Below are 20,037 nucleotides of genomic sequence, written 5' to 3'. Positions count from 1 at the left end.
GCGACCCCCGATCAGCGTCCCGCGCGCACCCGGTCCAGCAGCAGCACCGCGATGTCCGCCACCTCGGGCACGCCGACCCGCTCCCGCGCGAACCCGGGCTCCGCCGCGGCCGCCGCCACCCCGTCGGTGAGCATGACCGTGCAGTACGGGCAGGCGGTGGCGATCACGTCGGCGCCGGTGCCGATGGCCTCCTGGGCGCGGGCGGTGCCGATCCGCTCGCCGATCGACTCCTCCATCCACATGCGGGCACCGCCGGCGCCGCAGCAGAACGAGCGCTCGCGGGTGCGGGGCATCTCGACCAGGGTGACGCCGGGGATCGCGCCGAGCAGCTCGCGGGGCGGGGTGTAGACCTCGTTGTGCCGGCCGAGGTAGCAGGGGTCGTGGTAGGTGACGGTGCCGGCGGCGTCCTCGGCGGCCTCGGGCTCGGCGGGCACCAGGCGGCCGTCGGCGACCAGGCGGTCGAGCAGCTCGGTGTGGTGCACGACGTCGTACCGCCCGCCGAGCTGCGGGTATTCGCGGCCGATCGTGGTGAAGCAGTGGGCGCAGGTGACGACGATCCGCTGCGCGCGGACGGCGTTCAGGGTCTCGACGTTGGCGGAGGCGAGCATCTGGAACAGCACCTCGTTGCCGGCGCGGCGCGCGGGGTCGCCGGTGCAGCCCTCGCCGTCGCCGAGGACGGCGAAGGTGACGCCCGCGGTGTGCAGCAGCTCGGCGACGGCCCGGGTGGTGCGCCTGGCGCGCTCCTCGTAGGCGCCGGCGCAGCCGACCCAGAACAGGTAGTCGACCTCGGTGGCGTCCTCGACGTCGGCGCCGAGCACGGGGACGTCGAAGTCGAGGTCCTTGGCCCAGTCGAGGCGCTGGCGGGCAGGCATGCCCCACGGGTTGCCGCGCCGCTCGAGCTTGGTGAAGGTGCCGCCGAGCTCGGCGGGGAAGGCCGACTCCATCAGGGTCTGGTACCGGCGGATGTCCACGATGGTGTCGACGTGCTCGATGTCGACCGGGCACTGCTGCACGCAGGCGCCGCAGGTGGTGCACGCCCACAGGGCGTCGGCGTCGATGATCCCGGAGGCGACCAGGTCGACGTCGACGTGGCCCGATCCGCCCGCGGCTCCCGCGGTCAGGTACGGCGCGGTGGCGGCGGCGTGGTCGCGCAGCGCGAGGGTCAGCAGCTTCGGCGACAGCGGCTTGCCGGTGGCCCAGGCGGGGCACTGCTCCTGGCAGCGCCCGCACTCGGTGCAGGTGGTGACGTCGAGCAGCTGCTTCCAGGTGAGGTCCTCGACCGCCTTCACGCCGAGGCGCGCGTCGTCCGGCAGGTCCTCCAGGGCGGCGACGTCGAGGTCCCGGTCGCCCACCCGCACGGGCTGCAACGGCCCCAGGGCGATCTCGCCGTCGGGGGAGCGCTGGGCGTAGACGTTGACCACGGCGAGGAACCGGTGCCAGGCGATGCCCATGGTGGGCTGCAGGCCGACGACCACGAACCAGGACATCGACACGACGATCTTGACCGTGGCGCACACCGTGATCGCGGCCTCCAGCGTCGCCACCGAGGCGCCGGACCACAGCCCGCCGATCCAGGCGGTGAGCGGGAAGTGCCAGAGCGTCGCGATCGAGGCCCCGTCCCGCACGGCCAGCTGGTGCTCCAGCCCGCGCAGCAGCAGCACGGCCAGCACGACCAGCAGCACGGTCGCCTCGACGACGACGGCCTGCCCGGTGCTCGACCCGAAGAAGCGGGACCGGCGGCGCTCGCCCTCGGGCGCCGAGCGGCGCGGGGTGGTCTGGGCGCGCACCACGATCAGCGCGAGGATCCCGGCGAGCGACAGCCAGGCGATCGACTCGGTGATCCACTCCCACGGCACCAGGTGCCCGATCAGCGGCAGCGAGAAGCGAGGGTCGGCCACCTGCACGTAGCCGCCGACCAGCGTGAAGAACAGGATCGGGAACGAGACCATCACCGTCCAGTGCGCGATCTTCACCACCGGCTTGTGCTGGAACCGGCCGTGGCCGACCATCTCCCGCAGCACGAGCAGGGTGCGCCGGACGACGGGACGGGAGCGGCCGGGGGCGGGGCGGCCCATCCGGATCGTGCGGGTGAGACGCAGCGCGCCGCGGGTGAAGACGGCGACGCCGACCACGGTCGCCACCGCGACCACGACGAGGCAGGTCACCCGCAGCGCATCCACTCCTCAACGCTAGCCGCCCGCGCGGCGGGACCGGTGCGGGCCGCCCCTCGATCGGGTGGGACGTGGCCGGTGTCACGGCCCGCTGTGGACATCGCTTGATAGACTCGTGGCAATCCCTCGACCGTGGTGGACGTCCGACGTCTGCCGTGCGTCGTCGTACCCCCTGACAACACCAGACCCGCCGACAGCCCTGTGCCTCGGCGACCGTCGCGCACGTCGTGCCCGCAGGTCGCCGCCGTGGGACCGTGGGCGCGACCCGACCGACCGACCACCCGCCCACGACAGGACGGAGCGGACGTGCTGCAGCTTCTTGCGGTCCACCTGGCCGCCGCCCTGGTCGCCCCTGCCCTCGTCGCACGGATCGGCCGCAAGGCGTTCTGGGTGCTCGCCCTCGCCCCCGCCTCGGCGACGGTGTGGGCGCTCACCCTCACCGGTGAGGTGATGCGCGGGGACGGTCCCACGCAGCACGTCTCCTGGATCCCGGCCCTCGGCCTCGACCTGACCTTCCGGCTGGACACGCTGTCCTGGCTGATGACGCTGCTGGTCGGCGGGGTGGGCACGGTCGTGCTGCTCTACTGCTCGGCGTACTTCAAGGCGAACGCCAGCGGCCTCGGCCGGTTCTCCGGCGTGCTGACCGCCTTCGCGGGCACGATGCTCGGCCTGGTCACCGCGGACGACACGCTGCTGCTGTTCGTGTTCTGGGAGCTGACGACGGTCTTCTCCTACCTGCTGATCGGCCACTACCACGAGCGCAAGGCGAGCCGTCGTGCCGCCATGCAGGCGATCGTGGTCACCACCGCCGGCGGACTGACCATGCTGGTCGGGGTGATCCTGCTCGGCGAGGCCGCCGGCACCTACCGGCTGTCCGAGACGCTCGCGAACCCCCCGCACGGCACCGCCGTCACCGCCGCGGTGGTCTGCCTGCTGATCGGTGCCGCGAGCAAGTCCGCGCTGATCCCGATGCACTTCTGGCTGCCGGCCGCGATGGCCGCGCCGACCCCGGTGAGCGCCTACCTGCACGCCGCGGCGATGGTGAAGGCCGGCGTGTACCTGGTCGCGCGGTTCGCCCCGGCGTACTCCGACCTCACCGCCTGGCGGGCGATCGTCGTGGTGCTCGGCTGCGGCACGCTGCTGCTCGGCGGGTACCGCGCGCTGCGCCAGCACGACCTCAAGCTGATCCTCGCCTTCGGCACGGTGAGCCAGCTCGGGCTGATCGTGCTGCTGGTCGGCTTCGGCACCCGGTCGGCGGCGCTCGCGGGCCTGGCGATGCTCGGGGCGCACGCGATGTTCAAAGCCGCGCTGTTCCTGGTGGTCGGCGTGGTGGACGCCGCGACCGGCACCCGTGACCTGCGGCGGCTGTCCGGCGTGGGCCGCGCGCTGCCGCTGACCGCGCTGGCCGGCGGGCTCGCGACGCTGTCGATGATCGGCGTGCCGCCGTTCGCGGGCTACGTCGCCAAGGAGGCGGCGCTGGAGGCCTTCGGCCACGAGGGCGGCTGGCTGGGGACCGTGGTGCTGGTCTCGGTGGCCGTCGGCTCGGCGCTCACCGTGGCCTACGGGCTGCGGCTGTGGTGGGGCGCGTTCGGCACCAAGCCGGTGCTGTCGCCCGCCGCCGTCCGCGCGCTGAGCGTGAAGGACCCCAAGGAGGAGGCGCACGCCGCGCCGAAAGACCCCGCCACCTGCGAGGACGACGAGCGCGCGATCCCGGCGCCGATCGGCAGGCCCTCGCTGCTGCTGGTCTGGCCCGCGCTGCTGCTCGCGGTGCTCGGCCTCGCGGTGGCGCTGGTGCCGCACCTCGGCGAGCAGCTGCTCGCGCCGCACGCCGACACCTACCCGCTGGGCGACGCCGGCCACCTGCTGCTGTGGGGCGGGTTCACGCCGACGCTGGCGATCACCGTCGCCGTGCTCGCGTCCGGCGCGCTGCTGTTCGCCGCCCGGGGGGTCGTCGAGCAGGTGCAGGCCGCGCTGCCGCACCCGCCGGAGGCCGACCGGCTCTACCGCAAGCTCATGCGCAAGCTGGACGACCTCGCCGCCGACGTCACCGCGCTGACCCAGCGTGGATCGCTGCCGTTCTACCTGGGCGGGATCCTGGTGACGTTCGTGCTGAGCGTCGGGCTGCCGCTGCTCACCCTGACCTCGCTGCCCGAGCGCACCCGTGCCTGGGACCACCCGGCCCAGCTGGTCGTCGCGGTGTTCATCGCGGTCGCCGCGATCCTGGTCGCCCGCGCGCGCCGCCGGCTCAAGGCCGTGATCCTGCTCGGCGTGTCCGGCTACGGCGTCGCCGCGCTGTTCCTGCTGCACGGCGCTCCGGACCTCGCGCTGACCCAGGTGCTGGTCGAGACGGTGACCCTGGTGGTCTTCGTGCTGGTGATGCGCCGGCTGCCCCCGTACTTCTCGGACCGCCCGCTGGTCGGCTCGCGCTGGGTGCGGCTCGGGATCGGCCTCGCGGTCGGCCTGACCGTCGGCGGGCTGGCGCTGGTGGTGCCGGGTGCGCGCATCCACGAGCCGGTGTCGGTCGACTTCGCCTCCGAGGCGGTGAACTTCGGCGGCGGCCACAACATCGTCAACGTCACGCTGGTGGACATCCGCGCCTGGGACACCATGGGCGAGATCTCGGTGCTGCTGGTCGCGGCCACCGGCGTCGCCTCGCTGGTCTTCCTGCGCAAGCGCTCCGGGGCGATCTTCCGCGCCGGCGAGGCCCCCGCGGACCGGCAGGTGTGGGGCGGCACGGAGGCGGACCCGATGGCGGCGATCCGCCGGCCGGTCACCGAGCGCGCCACCTACACCGCCCGTGAGTGGCTGCGGGCGGGGCGCACCCTGGCTCCCCAACGCCGCTCGGTGGTGTTCGAGGTCGTGGTGCGCCTGCTGTTCCACACCCTGATCGTCTACTCGCTGTTCCTGCTGTTCAGCGGGCACAACGCCCCCGGCGGCGGCTTCGCGGCCGGCCTGGTCACCGGGATCGCGCTGATCGTGCGCTACCTGGCCGGCGGGCGGTACGAGCTCGGCGAGGCGGCCCCGGTGCAGCCCGGTCTGCTGCTCGGCAGCGGCCTGTTCCTGTCCGCGGGCGTCGGCCTGGGCGCGCTGCTCGCCGGCGGTTCGGTGCTCCAGTCCTGGATCATCAAGTTCAGCCTGCCGCTGCTCGGCGACATCAAGCTCGTGACGTCCCTGTTCTTCGACGTGGGCGTCTACCTGGTGGTGGTCGGCCTGGTGCTGGACATCCTGCGCACCCTCGGTGCCGAGATCGACCGGCAGGCCGAGCAGGACGGCGATCCCACCGGTCTGTCCGAGGCGGTGGGCGGTGACGCCGACCCCGGCGAGGAGATCCGCATGCACCCCGCCGCCGCGGGCCACCTGCCCGACGCCGCCGCGCACGCCGCGCCGACCGCCGCACCGCGCGCCGAGGAGGGCCGCCCGTGATCGACATGAGCCCGAACCTGGTGCTGGTCGGCGTGATCGTCGTCCTGGTGACCGCCGGGGTGTACCTGCTGCTGGAGCGCAGCCTGTCCCGCGTGCTTCTCGGGGTGATCCTGATCGGCAACGGCGCCAACCTGCTGTTCCTGGTCGCCGGGGGAGCGGCCGGGCGGCCCCCGATCGTCGGGCTGGAGCCCGAGGGGCCGATGAGCGACCCGCTGCCGCAGGCCATGGTGCTCACCGCGATCGTGATCACCCTCGGCATGACCGCGTTCCTGCTCGCGATGGCCTACCGGTCCTGGCAGCTGCACCGGCACGACGAGGTGCAGGACGACGTCGAGGACCGCCGCATCGCCCGCCTCGCCGCCCGCGACGAGCGCGCCACCGAGGACGACGACACCGAGGACAGCGACACCACCCTCGACGAGGAGGCCGCGGAGACCCGCGACGAGACCGACGAGGGCGAGGCCGCCGTGGCCGAGGCCGCGACCCCCGGCCAGGAGGAGAGCCGATGACCGACTACTCCTGGCTGGTCCCGCTGCCCGTGGTGGTGCCGCTGTTCGGCGCCGGTCTGGCGCTGGCGATGTACCGCAAGCCGAAGGTGCAGCGCTGGGTCAGCGTGATCGCGCTGTCGATCGTGCTGATCGTGGCCGCGACCCTGCTGGTGCAGGCGGACGACGGCCCGCTGGTGGTCGACGTCGGCAACTGGGCGGCGCCGGTGGGCATCGACCTGGTGGCCGACCGGCTGTCCGCGCTGATGCTCACCGTGTCGGCGGCGGTCACCCTGTGCGTGCAGCTCTACTCGCTGGCGCAGGGCGAGGCCGACGGCGACGAGTCCGCGCCGGTGTCGATCTACCACCCGACCTACCTGATCCTGGCCGCCGGCGTCGCGAACGCGTTCCTGTCCGGCGACCTGTTCAACATCTACGTCGGCTTCGAGATCCTGCTGGCCGCCTCCTACGTGCTGCTGACCCTCGGCGGCACCGGCGAGCGCATCCGGGCCGGCAGCATCTACGTGGTCGTGGCGCTGCTGTCCTCCGTGCTGTTCCTGATCGCCATCGCCATGGTCTACGCGGCCACCGGCACGGTGAACCTGGCGCAGCTCGCCGAGCGGCTGCCGGAGATCGACCCCGACGTGCGGCTGCTGCTCCAGGTGATGCTGCTGCTGGCGTTCGGGATCAAGGCGGCGATCTTCCCGCTGTCCGCCTGGCTGCCCGACTCGTACCCGACCGCGCCCGCGCCGGTCACGGCGGTGTTCGCCGGGCTGCTCACCAAGGTCGGCGTCTACGCGATCATCCGCACCCAGTCGCTGCTGTTCCCCGAGGGCCGGGTGGACGACGTGCTGATGTGGGCGGCCCTGGCGACCATGCTGGTCGGCATCCTCGGCGCCGTCGCGCAGGACGACCTGAAACGTCTGCTGTCCTTCACACTGGTCAGCCACATCGGTTACATGATCTTCGGCATCGCGCTCGCCTCCCAGGCGGGGTGGGCCGCGTCGATCTACTACGTGGCGCACCACATCACCGTGCAGACCGCGCTGTTCCTGGTGGCGGGGCTGATCGAACGCCGGGGCGGCAGCACGTCGTTGGACTCCCTCGGCGGTCTGGCGAAGATCGCGCCGGTGCTGGCCGTGCTGTTCTTCATCCCCGCGATGAACCTCGCGGGCATCCCACCGCTGTCCGGGTTCCTCGGCAAGGTCGGGCTGATGCAGGCCGGTGTCGCCGCCGGGACCCCGCTGGCGCTCACGCTGGTGATCGGTGGCGTCGTGACCTCGCTGCTCACCCTGTACGCGCTGATCAAGGCGTGGAACAAGGCGTTCTGGCAGACCCCGCCGGTGCCGCTGCCGGACACGAAGCTGCCCGCCGGGATGACCGTGCCCGCCGCCGCGCTGGTGGTGCTGGGTGTCGCGCTGACCCTCGGCGCCGGTCCGCTGTACTCCTACGCCGAGCGGGCCGCCGCCGCGCTGACCGAGCGCACGCCGTACATCGACGCGGTGCTGCCGCGCGACGGTCGCGGTGAGGGCGACTCCGTGGACGCCGCCCGCGAGGCGGAGGCCGAGGAGGCCGCGGACGCGGCGGCGAGCCAGGCGGCGACCGCCGTGCCCACCGCCGTGCCGACCGCCGTCGCGGTCACCGACGAACCGACCACCACCGAGGGGAGCGCGCCGTGAGCCTCCACCCGCGCCGACGGTCCCTGGCCGTCCAGTGGCCGACGATGCTGTGGCTGGTCGTCGTCTGGGTGCTGCTCTGGGGCGACTTCACCGTCGGCAACCTGCTCGCCGGCATCGTCGTCGCCGTGGCCGTCACCGGCGCGCTGCGGATGACCCCGATCGACTTCCACGGCCGGCTGCGCCCCTGGGGGCTGATCGTCCTGGTCACCCGGTTCGCCTGGGACCTGGTGCGCGCCTCGGTCGAGGTGTCCTGGGTGGCGCTGCGCCCCCGGCACACCCCGCACGGCGCCGTGATCGGCGTCCAGCTGCGCAACCACTCCGACCTGTACCTCACCATGACCGCCGAGCTGTGCTCCCTGGTCCCCGGGTCGCTGGTGGTCGAGGCGCACCGGCTGACCGGCATGCTCTACCTGCACGTGCTGGACGTCGATCAGTCCGGCGGCGTGGAGAGCGCGCGCCAGGCGGTGCTCGACCAGGAGGAGCGGGTGCTGCGCGCCTTCGCCTCGGACGCCGAGCTGCGCGAGGCCGGGCTCGCCGTGCACCCGCGCCGCCCGGAGAAGGAGGTGGCCGCATGACCGTCGTCGTGATCGTCTGCGCCGTGCTGCTGGCCGTCGCCGGTGCGCTCGCCCTGATCCGTGCCGAGCGCGGCCCGTCCATGCTCGACCGCACCATCGCCCTGGACATCGTGGTGACCGTCGTGGTCGCCGCCGTCGCCCTCTACGCCTCCGTCGAGCGCCGCACCGACGTGGTGCCGATCCTCGTCGTGCTGTCGCTGGTCGGCTTCGTCGGCTCGGTGACGATCGCCCGCTTCGCCTCCGTCGAGCCCGAGGGCGAGGGCCGGGTGCGCACCCGCGAGGAGATCGCCGAGGAGGAGGCCGAGCGCATCCGCGCCGAGGAGGAGGCCGAGGCCGAGCGTCGCGCCCGCCGCGCCCGCGAGGCCGAGACCCCCACGCCGGACACCACGCCGGTCGGCCGGACCACCGACACCGAGGGAGGCACCCGATGAGCTGGGACTGGGACGCCGTCGCGGACGTCGTGGCCGCGGTCTGCCTGATCGGCGGCGCGCTGCTCGCCTTCGCCGCCGGGGTGGGCGTGCTGCGCTTCCCCGACCTGCTGTCGCGCATGCACGCCGGCACCAAGCCGCAGGTGCTCGGCCTGATCCTCGTGCTGATCGGCCTCTCGCTGCGGCTGCGCTCCGGCTCCGCCGTGTGGGCGCTGGTGCTGGTCGCCCTGTTCCAGATGCTCACCGCGCCGGTCGCCGCGCACCTGGTCGGCCGCGCCGGCTACCGCACCGGCAAGGTCCGGCGCGACCTGCTGGTGGTGGACGAGCTGACCGAGGCGCAGGAGCGGGCGGAGCAGCGCACCGGTGGTGGGGCTGCTGCTGAAGGGGACGACGAGGGTGGGACGCCGGATCGGCGGTGAGCGGGCCTACCGGGCGGGGTCGAAGGGTGCCACCTCGTCGTACTCCAGCAGTCCCGCTTCGAGGACGTGCTGCCTGAAGCCACCCTTCTCGAAGTCGAAGAAGTACTCGGTCGCCAGGAGATCATCCGCCACTGACTCGACCATCTCGAACGTGAGTCGACCGGCTCGGATGGCCTCACAGAGCAAGGGCAGTGTTGCCGTGACGTCGAGACGATCTTGTTTGGCGATCTTTCGGGCGCCACCGTCGTCGAGCACGAGCTGGCATCCGTAGACCTTTCCCATGGCCAGGACGCCGCATTCGCCAATATTCCTGCCCCCAGCTACGAGGAGGTTTTCGTACTCAGCGAACTGCTGGACGTACTCCAGGTCACTCGACGTGTGCACCGTGATCCAGTCCTGATCGAGTGCCAGCGCGATCGCCGGCTCGTAGGACACGGCCACCTCGAGTTCCCGTCGTACAGAATCCGGTATGTAAACCGCCTCGGTCCGGCAAGGAACTTGAGAACGCTCAGCCACCCGCTCGCGGCGAAGTGACGCAGCGGGCCGGTGTCGAACACTAGCGCGTTGTGCGGCACGCTCATGAGACGAACTCCCAGATCTCGTCCGGGTGGCGCCGGTGCACGGTGGGAAGGTCGTCGTCCTCGAATGTCCCTTGGAGCAGATCCAGCGCTCGTTCCCGGCTGATCCGGTGGCCCTCCACAAGGCGCAGCACGGCACGGGCGAACTCCCGGGGCACCGTCGTGCCCTGCATCTCTTCGAGCGGCACCAGCAGATCGAGATCCACGATGTCTGCCTGCTTCGTGATCCATCCTCGAATCTCGGACGACTGCGCGCCGTCGATGAGATTGAGTTCGCGCAATCGGGTGGCCAAGGTCGCCATGTCCACTCGGTATTCGCTGGCGAGCCGGATCGCCGCGCTCCGGTCGCCGATGCGCTCGACGTCGTGTCGCCACCGATGGATCAGTGCGGTGCTGGGGAGCAGCAGCGCGCGAGCGAAGCGATCGAGACTCGACTCGACCGGTCCGACATCGTTTGCTCGACCGGCGACGCGCCAGTCGACGGAGTACTCGTCCGCCGACAGGTAGTGACCGAGTTCGTGCGCCAGGGCGAGGCGCCGTCGCCCGACCTTCATATGGCTGTTGACCAGGCTCACCCCGCCGCGACGGAGCAGGACCGTTCCTGCGTCCGCAGTGTCCTTGCCGATGTCCCGCGAAAACGTGAGCAGTCCGACCGCGGTGACGGCCTCGGAGAGCACGGTGATCGGATCCGTTGCGCTGACCTCCATCAGTGAACGCGCCCGAGCCGCGAAAGGCTCTGCGTCGGAGGCGTTCGCGAGCGAGGCGAAGAACTCGTGATCTTCGGGGGTGAGGTCCCCGGATCGGATCGCGGTCAGCGACTCGACCAGTTCGACCTCGCCGGCGAGGTGCGCGAGGAGTGCGTCGATCTGCGACTCAGCGGTGTCGAGCCCTTCGCTCGACCGGTGCGAGACGATTGCCGGGACAGGATCGTGAAAGAACGTCGACATGCGAACGCCCAGCACGTCGGCGATGTCGGCGAGCTCCAGGGCCGAGACCTTGCGCGCCCCGGATTCGATCTTGTTGATCGGGGTGCGCTCGAGCCCGATGGCCCGGCCGAGCTCCTCTTGACTCAGGCCCGCACGCAGCCGTGTCGCCTTGATGCGCTCACCCAGCGCCCGCACGTCGGTCTCTGCCATGTGTGCGATTATCGCACTAGAAGCCACGCTGGGTGCGAGTCCCCCACGTCCTGCTCAGCGGCGGAACAGCCCCGCCCAGAGGAAGTCCTCCCCGAACACCCCGCCGGCCGCACCCTCGTCGTCGGCCCCTGCCGACGCACCCGCACCCGCCGTCCCCGGCCGCATCCGCCGCAGCGCGACCTCGGTCAGCCAGTCGAACGACCGGCGCAGGTCGTCGTCGGTGTACGCGATCCCGCCGCCGAGGTGCCCCTGCCGGTACAGGTCGAGGTCCGGGGCGTCGCTGCCGCTCATCTCGCCGCCGTCGGCCGCGAAGCACGCGATCCCGAAGCGTCCGCCGGGGCGCAGGGTGCGTTCCAGCAGCCGGCGGTAGGAGATCCGCCGGTGCGGGGGCAGGTGGTGGAAGCAGCCGCTGTCGTAGACCAGGTCGTAGGGCTCGGCCGACGGTTCCCAGGCGAAGATGTCGGTGCGGATGAAGGTGACGTCGACCCCGGCTGCGGCGGCGCGCTCGCGCCCCCAGGTCACCGCGGTCTCCGAGAGGTCGAGGGCGTCGACGTGGGCGCCCTGCTGGGCGAGCCAGACGGCGTTCCGGCCCGGGCCGCAGCCGAGCTCGAGCACCCGTGCGCCGGGTCCGAGCGGCAGCGTGCCGTCGGCGACCCACTGCGCGAGGCTCTCGTCGGGGGCCCAGCGGAAGAACGGGATCGGGCGGTCGCGGTCGGTGTAGAACGCGTCCCAGAAGTCGGCGCCGCCGCGCTCGGACCAGCGGTCCATCCGCTCGTCGAACAGGGTGTCGAGGAGGTCCAGGACGTCATCGACGGTGTGCACGGAACGACCCGTGCCGGAGGGGGAGATCACTGCGCTGACCTGCGCTTTCGTCCGTCGCGGATGTGGTCTCCATCCTATCGGCGGACCCCTTCCGGACGGGGGTCGTCAGGCCCTGGCGGCCGGCCCCGATCGGGTGATCAGCGCGGCGGGAGCGCCCTGCCGTCGTTGACCCGCTTGGCGAACTTCGCGGTGCCCCGGGTGGCGAGCACGCGGGACAGCGCGACGACCGCACCGGTGATCGCGGCGGCCAGCACGACCTCGCCCAGACGCGAGTCCTCGTCGTCCTCCGGCTTCGGCGGCTGGTGGCCGACGGCCGCCTTCCACGCGGCGCCGACGGCCTTCTGCGCGGCCCAGGCGACGGCGCCGGCCACGATCAGGCCGGTGACCTTGGCGAGGGTGGACTGGGTCTGCTCGTCGTCGGTCACGGGACCTCCTGGTACGGGTGCGGGTGCCGGGCGTCCGGCCTGCTGCGTCCCACGCTAGCGCCGTCCGGACGGGCGCGCGGCCCCGCCACCGGCCCGGTGTACGCTCGCCGGTGAACGACAGGGGAGCGTCCCGGGTCTCCTCACCCCTCGTGGGTGCGGGTCCCGACCGGCGCTGAGAGTGCGGACGGACCGCAGACCCTCGAACCTGATCCGGCTAGCACCGGCGTAGGGAGTCGGGAATCTCAGCCATCCTCGCGGTCGTCGACGTGCCGCGTGACGGCCGCCGGCCCCGCGTGGTGGCCCCCTCCTGCACCTGAGGAGGACACATGACGCGCTCACGCGCGAACCGCAGCACCCGCACGACCGCCGGCGCGGCGCTGGTCGCGACCGTCCTGGCCCTGACCGCCTGCTCGGTCACCGGCTCGGGCGACGACGACGCCGCGTCCGGCGACGGCAGCACGGGCAGCGGCGGCACGATCACGCTGGTCACGCACGACTCGTTCCACCTGGGCGACGGGCTGCTCGAGCAGTTCGAGCAGGAGACCGGGCTGACCGTGCAGCAGGTGGCGCCCGGCGACGGCGGCGCGCTGGTCAACCAGCTGGTGCTCACCAAGGACACCCCGCTGGGCGACGTGGTTTACGGGATCGACAACACCTTCGCCTCCCGCGCGATCAGCGAGGGCGTGCTGGAGCCGTACACCTCGACGGTGCCGGCGGCCGCGGACGCCGAGCAGTACGCGGTGGACGACTCGGGCTCGCTGACCGCGATCGACCTGGGCGACGTCTGCCTCAACGTGGACCACGCCTGGTTCACCGCGAACGGCGTGCCGGAGCCGACCTCCCTGGAGGACCTGACCCAGCCGGCGTACCGCGACCTCACCGTGGTCACGAACGCCGCGACCTCCTCCCCGGGGCTGGCGTTCCTGCTGGCGACGGTCGGCGCCTTCGGCGAGGACGGCTGGCAGGACTACTGGACGGCGTTGCAGGCCAACGGGCTCAAGGTCGTCGAGGGCTGGTCGGACGCGTACTACACGGACTTCTCCGGCGGCGGTGGCGGCGGCTCGCGCCCGATCGCGCTGTCCTACGCCTCCTCCCCGCCGGAGACGATCCCCGAGGGCGGCACCGAGCCGACCACCGGCGCGCTGCTCAACACCTGCTTCCGTCAGGTCGAGTACGCCGGGGTGATCGCCGGGACCGCCAACCCGCAGGGCGCGCAGCAGCTGATCGACTTCCTGCTGTCCGACGCGGTGCAGGCCGACATCCCGGGCTCGATGTACATGTACCCGGTGAGCACCACGGTCGACCTGCCGGAGGCGTGGGCGCAGTGGGCGCCGCTGGCCACCGAGCCGTTCACCGTGCCCTCGGCGGACATCGACGAGCACCGCGACGAGTGGGTCCGCGCCTGGACCGACCTGGTCACGTCCTGATCCGATCATGACCACCCTCGTGCGACCGATCCCGACCGGCACTCGCCGCCGGTCGGGATCGGTCGTGCACGCCGGCCTGTGGACCGTCGCGGTCGCCGTGCCGCTGGTGTTCCTCGGGGTGTTCTTCGTCTGGCCGGTGCTCACGCTGGTCGCCCGCGGGTTCGTCGCGGACGGCGCGCTGGACCTGTCCGGCTTCGGGGAGGTGTTCGCCCGGCCGCGCACCTGGCGGATCATCGGGCTCACCCTCGCGCAGGCGTCGATCGGCACGGTGCTGTCGGTGCTGCTGGGCGTGCCGGGCGCCTACGTGCTCTACCGCTGCCGGTTCCCCGGGCGTGCGGCGCTGCGGGCGTTCGTGGCCGTGCCGTTCGTGCTGCCGACCGTGGTGGTGGGCGTGGCGTTCCGGGCGCTGCTGCGCGACAACGGGCCGCTGGGCCTCCTGCACCTGGACGGCACCTTCACCGCGATCGTCGCCGCGCTGGTGTTCTTCAACTACTCCGTGGTGGTGCGCACCGTGGGCGCCGTGTGGGAGCGGCTCGACCCCCGCCCCGAGCAGGCCGCCCGGTCCCTCGGCGCCTCGCCCGCCCGCGCGTTCCGCACCGTCACGCTGCCCGCGCTGGCCCCGGCGATCGCCTCGGCGGCCTCGCTGGTCTTCCTGTTCTGCGCGACCGCCTTCGGCACCGTGCTGGTGCTCGGCGGGATGCGCTTCGGCACCGTCGAGACCGAGATCTGGATCCAGACCACCCAGTTCCTCGACCTGCGCGCCGCCGCGGTGCTGTCGGTGGTGCAGGTGGTCGTGGTGGTCGCGGCGCTCACCGTCGCCGCCCGCGCGCGCAGCCGCCGGGAACGGGCGCTGTCGCTCGCCGGCCCCGCCGCCGCCCCGACGCGCCGCCCGCACCCGCTGCCCGCTCTTGTCACCGCGGTCACGCTGCTGCTGATCGCCCTGCCGCTCGGCACGCTCGTGGTCGGATCGCTGCGCGTCGGCGACGGCTGGGGGCTGGACCACTACCGGGCGCTCGGCACCACCGGCGGCCGCAACGCGCTGACCGTCACGGTGTGGGAGGCGCTGGGCAACTCGCTGCGGATCGCGGTGGACGCCACGATCCTCGCGCTGGTGGTCGGAGTGCTCGTGTCGCTGGTGGTGTCCCGTCGGCCCCGGCGACCGGTGGCCCGGCGCGCGGTCGGGGCGCTGGACGCCGTGTTCATGCTGCCGCTGGGCGTCTCGGCGGTGACCGTCGGCTTCGGCTTCCTGCTCACCATGGGCCACCCGTTCGGCATCCGGACCGATCTGCGCAGCAGCGGCGTGCTGGTGCCGATCGCGCAGGCCGTCGTCGCGGTGCCGCTGGTGGTGCGGACCCTGCTGCCGGTGCTGCGGGCGGTCGACCCCCGGCTGCGCGAGGCCGCCGGCACCCTCGGCGCGGGACCCGGCCGGGTGCTCGCCACCGTCGACCTGCCGCTCGCCGCCCGCGCGGTCGGGCTGGCCACCGGCTTCGCCTTCGCGGTGTCGCTCGGCGAGTTCGGCGCCACCGCGTTCCTGGCCCGGCCGGACATGCCGACGCTGCCCGTGGTGATCTACCGGCTGATCGGGCTGCCCGGGCCGGACAACTACGGCATGGCGCTCGCCGCGGGCGTCGTGCTGGCCACCCTGTCGGCCGGGGTGATGGCGCTCGCGGAACGGCTGCGTGCCGGCACGTCAGGAGGAGAGCTGTGAACGGACGGACGCGTGCGACGGTCGACGGCGTGCCGCGACCCGGGGCCAGCCCGGTCGAGGACGTGGGCGCCGTGCCCGCCGCCGGGACGATCGTCGGACCCGCCGCCGGGCTGACGGTGCGTGACCTGGTGGTCCGCTACCCGGGCGCGCGCGACGTCGCTCCCGTCACCGCCGTCGACCGGGTGGATCTCGACGTCCCCGCCGGTCAGGTGCTGGCGCTGCTCGGCCCCTCCGGCTGCGGCAAGTCCTCGCTGCTGCGCGCGGTCGCGGGGCTGGAGCCGCCCACCGCCGGATCGGTGCGCTGGGACGGCACCGACCTGCGCGGGCTGCCGGTGCACCGGCGCGGCTTCGGGCTGGTGTTCCAGGACGGTCAGCTGTTCCCGCACCGGGACGTCGCCGGGAACGTCGGCTACGGGCTGCCGGGTGCCGGACGCGCCGTGCGGGACGCCCGGGTGGCCGAGCTGCTGGACCTGGTGGGCCTGCCCGGGTACCAGCACCGCGAGGTCGCGACCCTGTCCGGCGGCGAGCGGCAGCGCGTCGCCCTGGCCCGCTCGCTGGCGCCGCGCCCCCGGCTGCTGCTGCTGGACGAGCCGCTGTCCGCGCTGGACCGGTCGCTGCGCGAGCGGCTGGCCGACGACCTGCGCAGCGTCCTCGTCGCCACCGGCACGACCGCGCTGCTGGTCACGCACGACCAGGACGAGGCGTTCACCGTCGCCGACCGGGTGGCGGTGATGGACGCCGGGCGCCTGCTCCAGGTGGCCGACCCGGAGACCCTGTGGCGGCGGCCGGCCGACCGGGACGTCGCGGAGTTCCTCGGCTACCGGACCTTCCTGCGCGCGATCGGCCCGCGCTCCGGCGCGCTGCTCGGCGTCGCCCCCGGCGGCTGGCGGGTGCTGGCGCCGGGGGAGCGCGCGCCCGAGGGGGGCGTGGTGCGCGAGGCCGAGGTGATCGCCCGGCGCACCCGGCGCGGACGGATGGAGGTCGTCGCCGACCTGGACCTGGTGGTCGGTCACGACCCGGTGCCGACCGATCCCGCCGTCGGCGGCACCGTCACCGCCGCGCTGGCGCCCTCGTCGGCGGCCGACCCGCTGCCGGAGCCGGGGGAGCGGGTGCGGCTGGTCGCCGACGAGGGCGCGGTCGCGACGATCGGCTGATCGCGGCGGCGGACCGTGTCAGAGCCGCAGCTGCCACTCCCCGGAGCCGCCCGCCGGGTGGAAGCCGAGCTCGACGTTGATCGCCAGCATCGGCGCGTTCTCCTCGGCGTTCCAGGTGCCGATCCGGCGCGCGCCGGGCTGCACGGCGGCCAGCTCGGCGAGGTTGGCCGTCTTCACCAGCATGCCGAGCCGGTGACCGCGGTGCTCCTTCAGCACGAGGGTGTCGTCCTGGTGCACGAACTCCTCGGTGTCCGAGCGACTGACCAGTGCGGTGAACGCCGCCAGGGTGCCGGTCGGCACGTGCTGCGCCGCCACCACCCGGTAGGTCATCCCGCGCTCGACGAAGGTCCGCTCCGCGGCACGGATGCGCTCCGCGTCCCACACGTCCTCGCGCAGGTCGAGCCCGCCGGAGGGCGCGTCGGTGCTCATCCGGGTCTGCAGCAGCGCGAACTGGTCGACCAGGTCCTCCGGGCAGGTGCCCACCCAGGTCAGCAGCCGGTAGTCCGGGCCGGCGGCGGCCTGCGCGCGCTCGCGGTGCCCGGCCAGCACGGCGGGATCCATCGGCACGTCCAGCACCGACCGGCGGGCCACCTGCTCCAGGTCCCAGCCGCGCTCGACCGCGAAGCGCACACCGGCGTCGTCGCGGGCCACTCGGCCGGACCCGGTGGACGGCACCAGCGTGCTGGCGCCCTCCGGCGGCTCGACGCGCTGCACCGTGTATGTGTTCAGCATCGAGCGCCCGTGCTCCCGTGCCTGCTCGACCGCGATCTCGTGCAGCGCGGAGCCGATCCCCCGGCCCCGGTGCTCCGGGCGGACGTCGAGCTGGATCAGGCCGGTGTGGGTGTTGTCCTGCCGGGGCAGGTTGACCGCCAGGTACCCCAGCACCCGGTCCGGGTCCGCCGGGCCGTCCTCGACCGGGGCGTCCAGGGCCACCCAGCGCAGCTTGAGGTCGTAGGTCTGGTGCCGCAGGCCGGCCAGCAGCTCGACCGGGTTCCGGCTCTCGTCGAGCACGCCCCAGCCGTCGAGCAGCACCGCGTTCGCGGCGTCGCACAGGCCGTGCAGCAGCCAGGCGTCCGGTGCGCCGAGGGAGTCGGGCACGGGCATCGGGACGATCACGAAGGACATGCCGACCATGCTGGCGGCTCGGCGGCGCCCTGGGCGACGGGTTTTGGGTGCCGCCCCGGTACGGTCTGCTCCATGCTGCTGGAGATCATCGGATGGATCGGGTCCGCCCTCGTCGTCGTGTCCCTGATGCAGGCACGCGTGCTGCGGTTCCGGGTGCTCAACCTGGTGGGCTCGCTGATCGCCACCGGGTACAACGCCTGGGTCGGCATCTGGCCGTTCGCGGTGATGAACGGCGTGATCGCGATCATCGACATCTACTGGCTGTGGCGGCTGCTGCGCGAGCGGCACGACGAGCAGGCGTACGAGGTGGTCGAGGTCGGCGCCGACGACCACTACCTGCGGCACGTGCTCGGTGTGCACGCCTCCGACATCGCGCGGTACTACCCGTCGTTCGGTGCGGGCGGCGGGGCCCCGGCCGGTGATCGCTGGGCGTTCCTGGTGCTGCGCGGGGACGAGACCGTCGGTGTGGTGCAGGTGCGCGACGAGGGTGCGGGTGTCGGCGAGGTCGAGCTCGACTACGTGACCCCGCGGTTCCGCGACTTCACGCCCGGCGAGTTCGTGTACCGGCGCAGCGGGGCGCTCGCCGGCACCGGGCTCAGCGCGCTCGTCGTCGCCGCCGACGCGCGGGAGTCGCACGACTACCTGGCGCGGGTCGGCTTCGCCGAGGTCGACGGCCGGTGGCGTCGTGCCCTGGAGCCCGCCGCCTGATCTTTTCGTAGCGTCGATCCGGGAATGCCGATCGACCTGCGGATGTGTCGCCCGCCCGGCGGCGACCGATGCGATCCGCGCCACACCCCCTGACATCCGTCGATCGCCGTGCCTAGACTGAGTTCGGACAGCCGAACTTGGAGGTGTGGTGACCACCACAAAGCAGCAGCACAGGCCGACCGCCCGTGCGGGACGGCGGGTGCTCCCGCTGATGGGACCGGCGTTCGTCGCCGCCATCGCCTACGTGGACCCCGGCAACGTCGCCGCGAACCTGACCGCCGGTGCGCGGTACGGGTACCTGCTGCTCTGGGTGCTGGTGGCGGCCAACGTGATGGCCGTGCTGGTGCAGTACCAGTCCGCCAAGCTCGGCATCGTCACCGGCGACTCCCTGCCCGGTGTGCTCGGTCAGCGGCTGCGGCGCGGACCCCGGCTGGCGTACTGGGCGCAGGCCGAGATCGTCGCCGCCGCCACCGACATCGCCGAGGTGGTCGGCGGTGCCATCGCCCTGCACCTGCTGTTCGGCCTGCCGCTCGTGGTGGGCGGTGCCATCGTCGGCGTCGTCTCGATGCTGCTGCTCGCCACCCAGAACCGCTACGGCCAGCGCCGGTTCGAAGCCGTGGTCACCGCCCTGCTGCTGGTGATCGTGGTCGGCTTCCTCGCCGGTCTGGTGCTCGGTCCGCCCGATCCCGGCGAGATGCTCGCCGGTCTGGCCCCGCGGTTCGCCGGCACCGACTCGGTGCTGCTCGCCGCCTCCATGCTCGGTGCGACCGTGATGCCGCACGCGATCTACGTGCACTCCGCGCTGAGCCGGGACCGCTTCGGCCGCGACCTGGACGACGGCCTGCGCGGCCGCCTGCTGCGGGCCACCCGGTGGGACGTGGGTGCCGCCCTCGCCCTGGCCGGCGCGGTGAACATCGGCCTGCTGCTGCTCGCCGCCGCGAACCTGCGCGGGGTCGAGGGCACCGACACCATCGAGGGCGCGCACGCCGCGATCTCCACCGCGCTGGGCACCGGTGTCGGCCTGGTGTTCGCGATCGGCCTGCTCGCCTCGGGCCTCGCCTCGACCTCCGTCGGCTGCTACGCCGGTGCCGCCGTGATGGAGGGGCTGATCCACCGTCGCATCCCGCTGCTGCTGCGGCGGGCGATCACCCTCGTCCCCGCGCTCGCGCTGCTGGCCGTGGGCGCCGACCCGACGTGGACCCTGGTGGTGAGCCAGGTGGTGCTGAGCTTCGGCATCCCGTTCGCGGTGATCCCGCTGGTGCGGCTCAACCGGGACCGCCGGCTGATGGGCCGCTTCGCCAACGGCCCGCGGCTGCACGCGGTGCTCGTGGTGGTCGTGGCCCTCGTGGTCGCGCTCAACCTCGCCCTGCTGGTGCTGCTGGCCGCCGGCGCGTGATTCCGTAGTCCCGTTACGGAAACCTGCGGCGTGAGATGCCGAGGGGGCCGTAGCTGTCGCTTCAGCACGCCGGGAAGCGACAACTGCTGCCCTCTCGGTGAGCGGGTGGGGGATCGCGGGTCGCGCAGCATGCTGCCCGGGCTGGCTTCGGGTAGTCGTAGTCGCGGTACGAAAAGGCTCGCGCTCGGCGGGGTCTGCGCGCGCCTGGGCTCCCCGCCCGAGCCGGCTCGCCCACACTCCACGCACCGCCCCGGGTGCTCGCGCCTCGCCGAGGTCCAGAAGCTGGTGGCTTCGGGGCGTGATCGCCGCGAAGCTCTGGACGCTCGGCGGCGATCGGGCGTGTGTGGAGGGGCAGAATCCAGAGTCGGGCTCTGGAAT

The 20,037-nt window shown here is 73.1% G+C and carries 17 protein-coding genes and 1 riboswitch; of the genes, 11 read left to right on the top strand and 6 right to left on the bottom strand.

Translation table 11 applies throughout. The annotated features are described in order from the left end of the window. Positions 1–11 precede the first annotated feature (11 nt). The gene (locus ACZ5HG_RS18270; RefSeq protein ID WP_464178997.1) at positions 12–2,180 is read right to left on the bottom strand and encodes a (Fe-S)-binding protein; all 2,169 of its coding nucleotides are present in this window, start codon (positions 2,178–2,180) and stop codon (positions 12–14) included. Between the two features lie 297 nt (positions 2,181–2,477). Between ACZ5HG_RS18270 and ACZ5HG_RS18265 the strand changes: the two genes are divergently transcribed. The 6 genes from ACZ5HG_RS18265 to mnhG are packed head-to-tail and all read left to right on the top strand — an operon-like array spanning position 2,478 to position 9,180. Further along, a complete protein-coding gene (locus ACZ5HG_RS18265) occupies positions 2,478–5,594 on the top strand; it encodes a Na+/H+ antiporter subunit A (protein WP_464178995.1) in 3,117 nt (1,038 codons plus the stop codon). A gap of 5 nt (positions 5,595–5,599) precedes the next feature. Then, positions 5,600–6,103, top strand: coding sequence for a Na(+)/H(+) antiporter subunit C (locus tag ACZ5HG_RS18260; protein WP_464182214.1), 504 nt, complete (start codon positions 5,600–5,602; stop codon positions 6,101–6,103). Beyond that, positions 6,100–7,758 (top strand): Na+/H+ antiporter subunit D, encoded by a 1,659-nt coding sequence (locus tag ACZ5HG_RS18255; protein WP_464178993.1) that lies wholly within the window; start codon positions 6,100–6,102, stop codon positions 7,756–7,758. Before ACZ5HG_RS18260 ends, ACZ5HG_RS18255 begins: the two co-directional genes overlap by 4 nt. Continuing rightward, positions 7,755–8,333 carry a Na+/H+ antiporter subunit E gene (locus ACZ5HG_RS18250; RefSeq protein ID WP_464178991.1) on the top strand — a complete coding sequence of 193 codons (579 nt, stop codon included), beginning with the start codon at positions 7,755–7,757 and terminating at the stop codon, positions 8,331–8,333. Before ACZ5HG_RS18255 ends, ACZ5HG_RS18250 begins: the two co-directional genes overlap by 4 nt. Further along, complete coding sequence (locus ACZ5HG_RS18245; protein WP_464178989.1) at positions 8,330–8,764, top strand: MrpF/PhaF family protein; 435 nt, start codon at positions 8,330–8,332, stop codon at positions 8,762–8,764. Before ACZ5HG_RS18250 ends, ACZ5HG_RS18245 begins: the two co-directional genes overlap by 4 nt. Beyond that, positions 8,761–9,180, top strand: coding sequence for a monovalent cation/H(+) antiporter subunit G (mnhG, locus tag ACZ5HG_RS18240; RefSeq protein WP_464178987.1), 420 nt, complete (start codon positions 8,761–8,763; stop codon positions 9,178–9,180). Before ACZ5HG_RS18245 ends, mnhG begins: the two co-directional genes overlap by 4 nt. Before the next feature lie 6 nt (positions 9,181–9,186). Here mnhG and ACZ5HG_RS18235 read toward each other — a convergent pair whose 3' ends face one another. From ACZ5HG_RS18235 to ACZ5HG_RS18220, 4 genes are all read right to left on the bottom strand, one after another. Continuing rightward, positions 9,187–9,621, bottom strand: a complete 435-nt coding sequence (locus ACZ5HG_RS18235; RefSeq protein ID WP_464178984.1) for a PIN domain-containing protein — start codon at positions 9,619–9,621, stop codon at positions 9,187–9,189. A gap of 136 nt (positions 9,622–9,757) precedes the next feature. Then, positions 9,758–10,894, bottom strand: coding sequence for a helix-turn-helix domain-containing protein (locus tag ACZ5HG_RS18230; protein ID WP_464178982.1), 1,137 nt, complete (start codon positions 10,892–10,894; stop codon positions 9,758–9,760). Positions 10,895–10,948: 54 nt separating this feature from the next. Then, positions 10,949–11,716: a class I SAM-dependent methyltransferase gene (locus ACZ5HG_RS18225; RefSeq protein ID WP_464178980.1), complete on the bottom strand. Its 768-nt coding sequence runs from the start codon at positions 11,714–11,716 to the stop codon at positions 10,949–10,951. A gap of 137 nt (positions 11,717–11,853) precedes the next feature. Further along, positions 11,854–12,141 (bottom strand): DUF4235 domain-containing protein, encoded by a 288-nt coding sequence (locus ACZ5HG_RS18220; protein ID WP_464178978.1) that lies wholly within the window; start codon positions 12,139–12,141, stop codon positions 11,854–11,856. Between the two features lie 109 nt (positions 12,142–12,250). After that, positions 12,251–12,390: riboswitch (TPP riboswitch) on the top strand. A 77-nt stretch (positions 12,391–12,467) separates the two neighbouring features. Here ACZ5HG_RS18220 and ACZ5HG_RS18215 point away from each other — a divergent pair. The 3 genes from ACZ5HG_RS18215 to ACZ5HG_RS18205 all read left to right on the top strand — a co-directional run bounded on the left by ACZ5HG_RS18215 (position 12,468) and on the right by ACZ5HG_RS18205 (position 16,430). Next, positions 12,468–13,568 (top strand): thiamine ABC transporter substrate-binding protein, encoded by a 1,101-nt coding sequence (locus ACZ5HG_RS18215; protein WP_464178976.1) that lies wholly within the window; start codon positions 12,468–12,470, stop codon positions 13,566–13,568. Positions 13,569–13,575: 7 nt separating this feature from the next. Beyond that, complete coding sequence (locus ACZ5HG_RS18210; RefSeq protein ID WP_464178974.1) at positions 13,576–15,276, top strand: ABC transporter permease; 1,701 nt, start codon at positions 13,576–13,578, stop codon at positions 15,274–15,276. Positions 15,277–15,347: 71 nt separating this feature from the next. After that, a complete protein-coding gene (locus ACZ5HG_RS18205) occupies positions 15,348–16,430 on the top strand; it encodes an ABC transporter ATP-binding protein (RefSeq protein WP_464182212.1) in 1,083 nt (360 codons plus the stop codon). 18 nt (positions 16,431–16,448) lie between these two features. On the opposite strand, the gene ACZ5HG_RS18200 is transcribed toward ACZ5HG_RS18205, so the two are convergent. Continuing rightward, the gene (locus ACZ5HG_RS18200; RefSeq protein ID WP_464178972.1) at positions 16,449–17,555 is read right to left on the bottom strand and encodes a GNAT family N-acetyltransferase; all 1,107 of its coding nucleotides are present in this window, start codon (positions 17,553–17,555) and stop codon (positions 16,449–16,451) included. Positions 17,556–17,627: 72 nt separating this feature from the next. On the opposite strand from ACZ5HG_RS18200, the gene ACZ5HG_RS18195 reads away from it, so the two are divergent. Further along, positions 17,628–18,263, top strand: coding sequence for a hypothetical protein (locus tag ACZ5HG_RS18195; protein WP_464178970.1), 636 nt, complete (start codon positions 17,628–17,630; stop codon positions 18,261–18,263). Between the two features lie 148 nt (positions 18,264–18,411). Then, entirely contained in the window at positions 18,412–19,659 is a 1,248-nt protein-coding gene (locus tag ACZ5HG_RS18190; RefSeq protein WP_464178968.1) for an Nramp family divalent metal transporter, read from the top strand. The last annotated feature ends 378 nt before the right edge of the window (positions 19,660–20,037 follow it).

The sequence above is a fragment of the Cellulomonas sp. GTC20042 genome (assembly GCF_055389595.1).
Note: the sequence above shows the minus strand (reverse complement) of the source record. Positions and strands in the feature narration are given on the sequence as shown.

Bases quoted from the DNA above. Each gene is read 5' to 3' on its own strand.
- ACZ5HG_RS18215 (WP_464178976.1), top strand. From the start codon at position 12,468: ATGACGCGCTCACGCGCGAACCGCAGCACCCGCACGACCGCCGGCGCG.
- ACZ5HG_RS18255 (WP_464178993.1), top strand. From the start codon at position 6,100: ATGACCGACTACTCCTGGCTGGTCCCGCTGCCCGTGGTGGTGCCGCTG.
- ACZ5HG_RS18245 (WP_464178989.1), top strand. From the start codon at position 8,330: ATGACCGTCGTCGTGATCGTCTGCGCCGTGCTGCTGGCCGTCGCCGGT.
- ACZ5HG_RS18260 (WP_464182214.1), top strand. From the start codon at position 5,600: ATGAGCCCGAACCTGGTGCTGGTCGGCGTGATCGTCGTCCTGGTGACC.
- ACZ5HG_RS18210 (WP_464178974.1), top strand. From the start codon at position 13,576: ATGACCACCCTCGTGCGACCGATCCCGACCGGCACTCGCCGCCGGTCG.
- mnhG (WP_464178987.1), top strand. From the start codon at position 8,761: ATGAGCTGGGACTGGGACGCCGTCGCGGACGTCGTGGCCGCGGTCTGC.
- ACZ5HG_RS18195 (WP_464178970.1), top strand. From the start codon at position 17,628: ATGCTGCTGGAGATCATCGGATGGATCGGGTCCGCCCTCGTCGTCGTG.
- ACZ5HG_RS18230 (WP_464178982.1), bottom strand. From the start codon at position 10,894: ATGGCAGAGACCGACGTGCGGGCGCTGGGTGAGCGCATCAAGGCGACA.
- ACZ5HG_RS18200 (WP_464178972.1), bottom strand. From the start codon at position 17,555: ATGTCCTTCGTGATCGTCCCGATGCCCGTGCCCGACTCCCTCGGCGCA.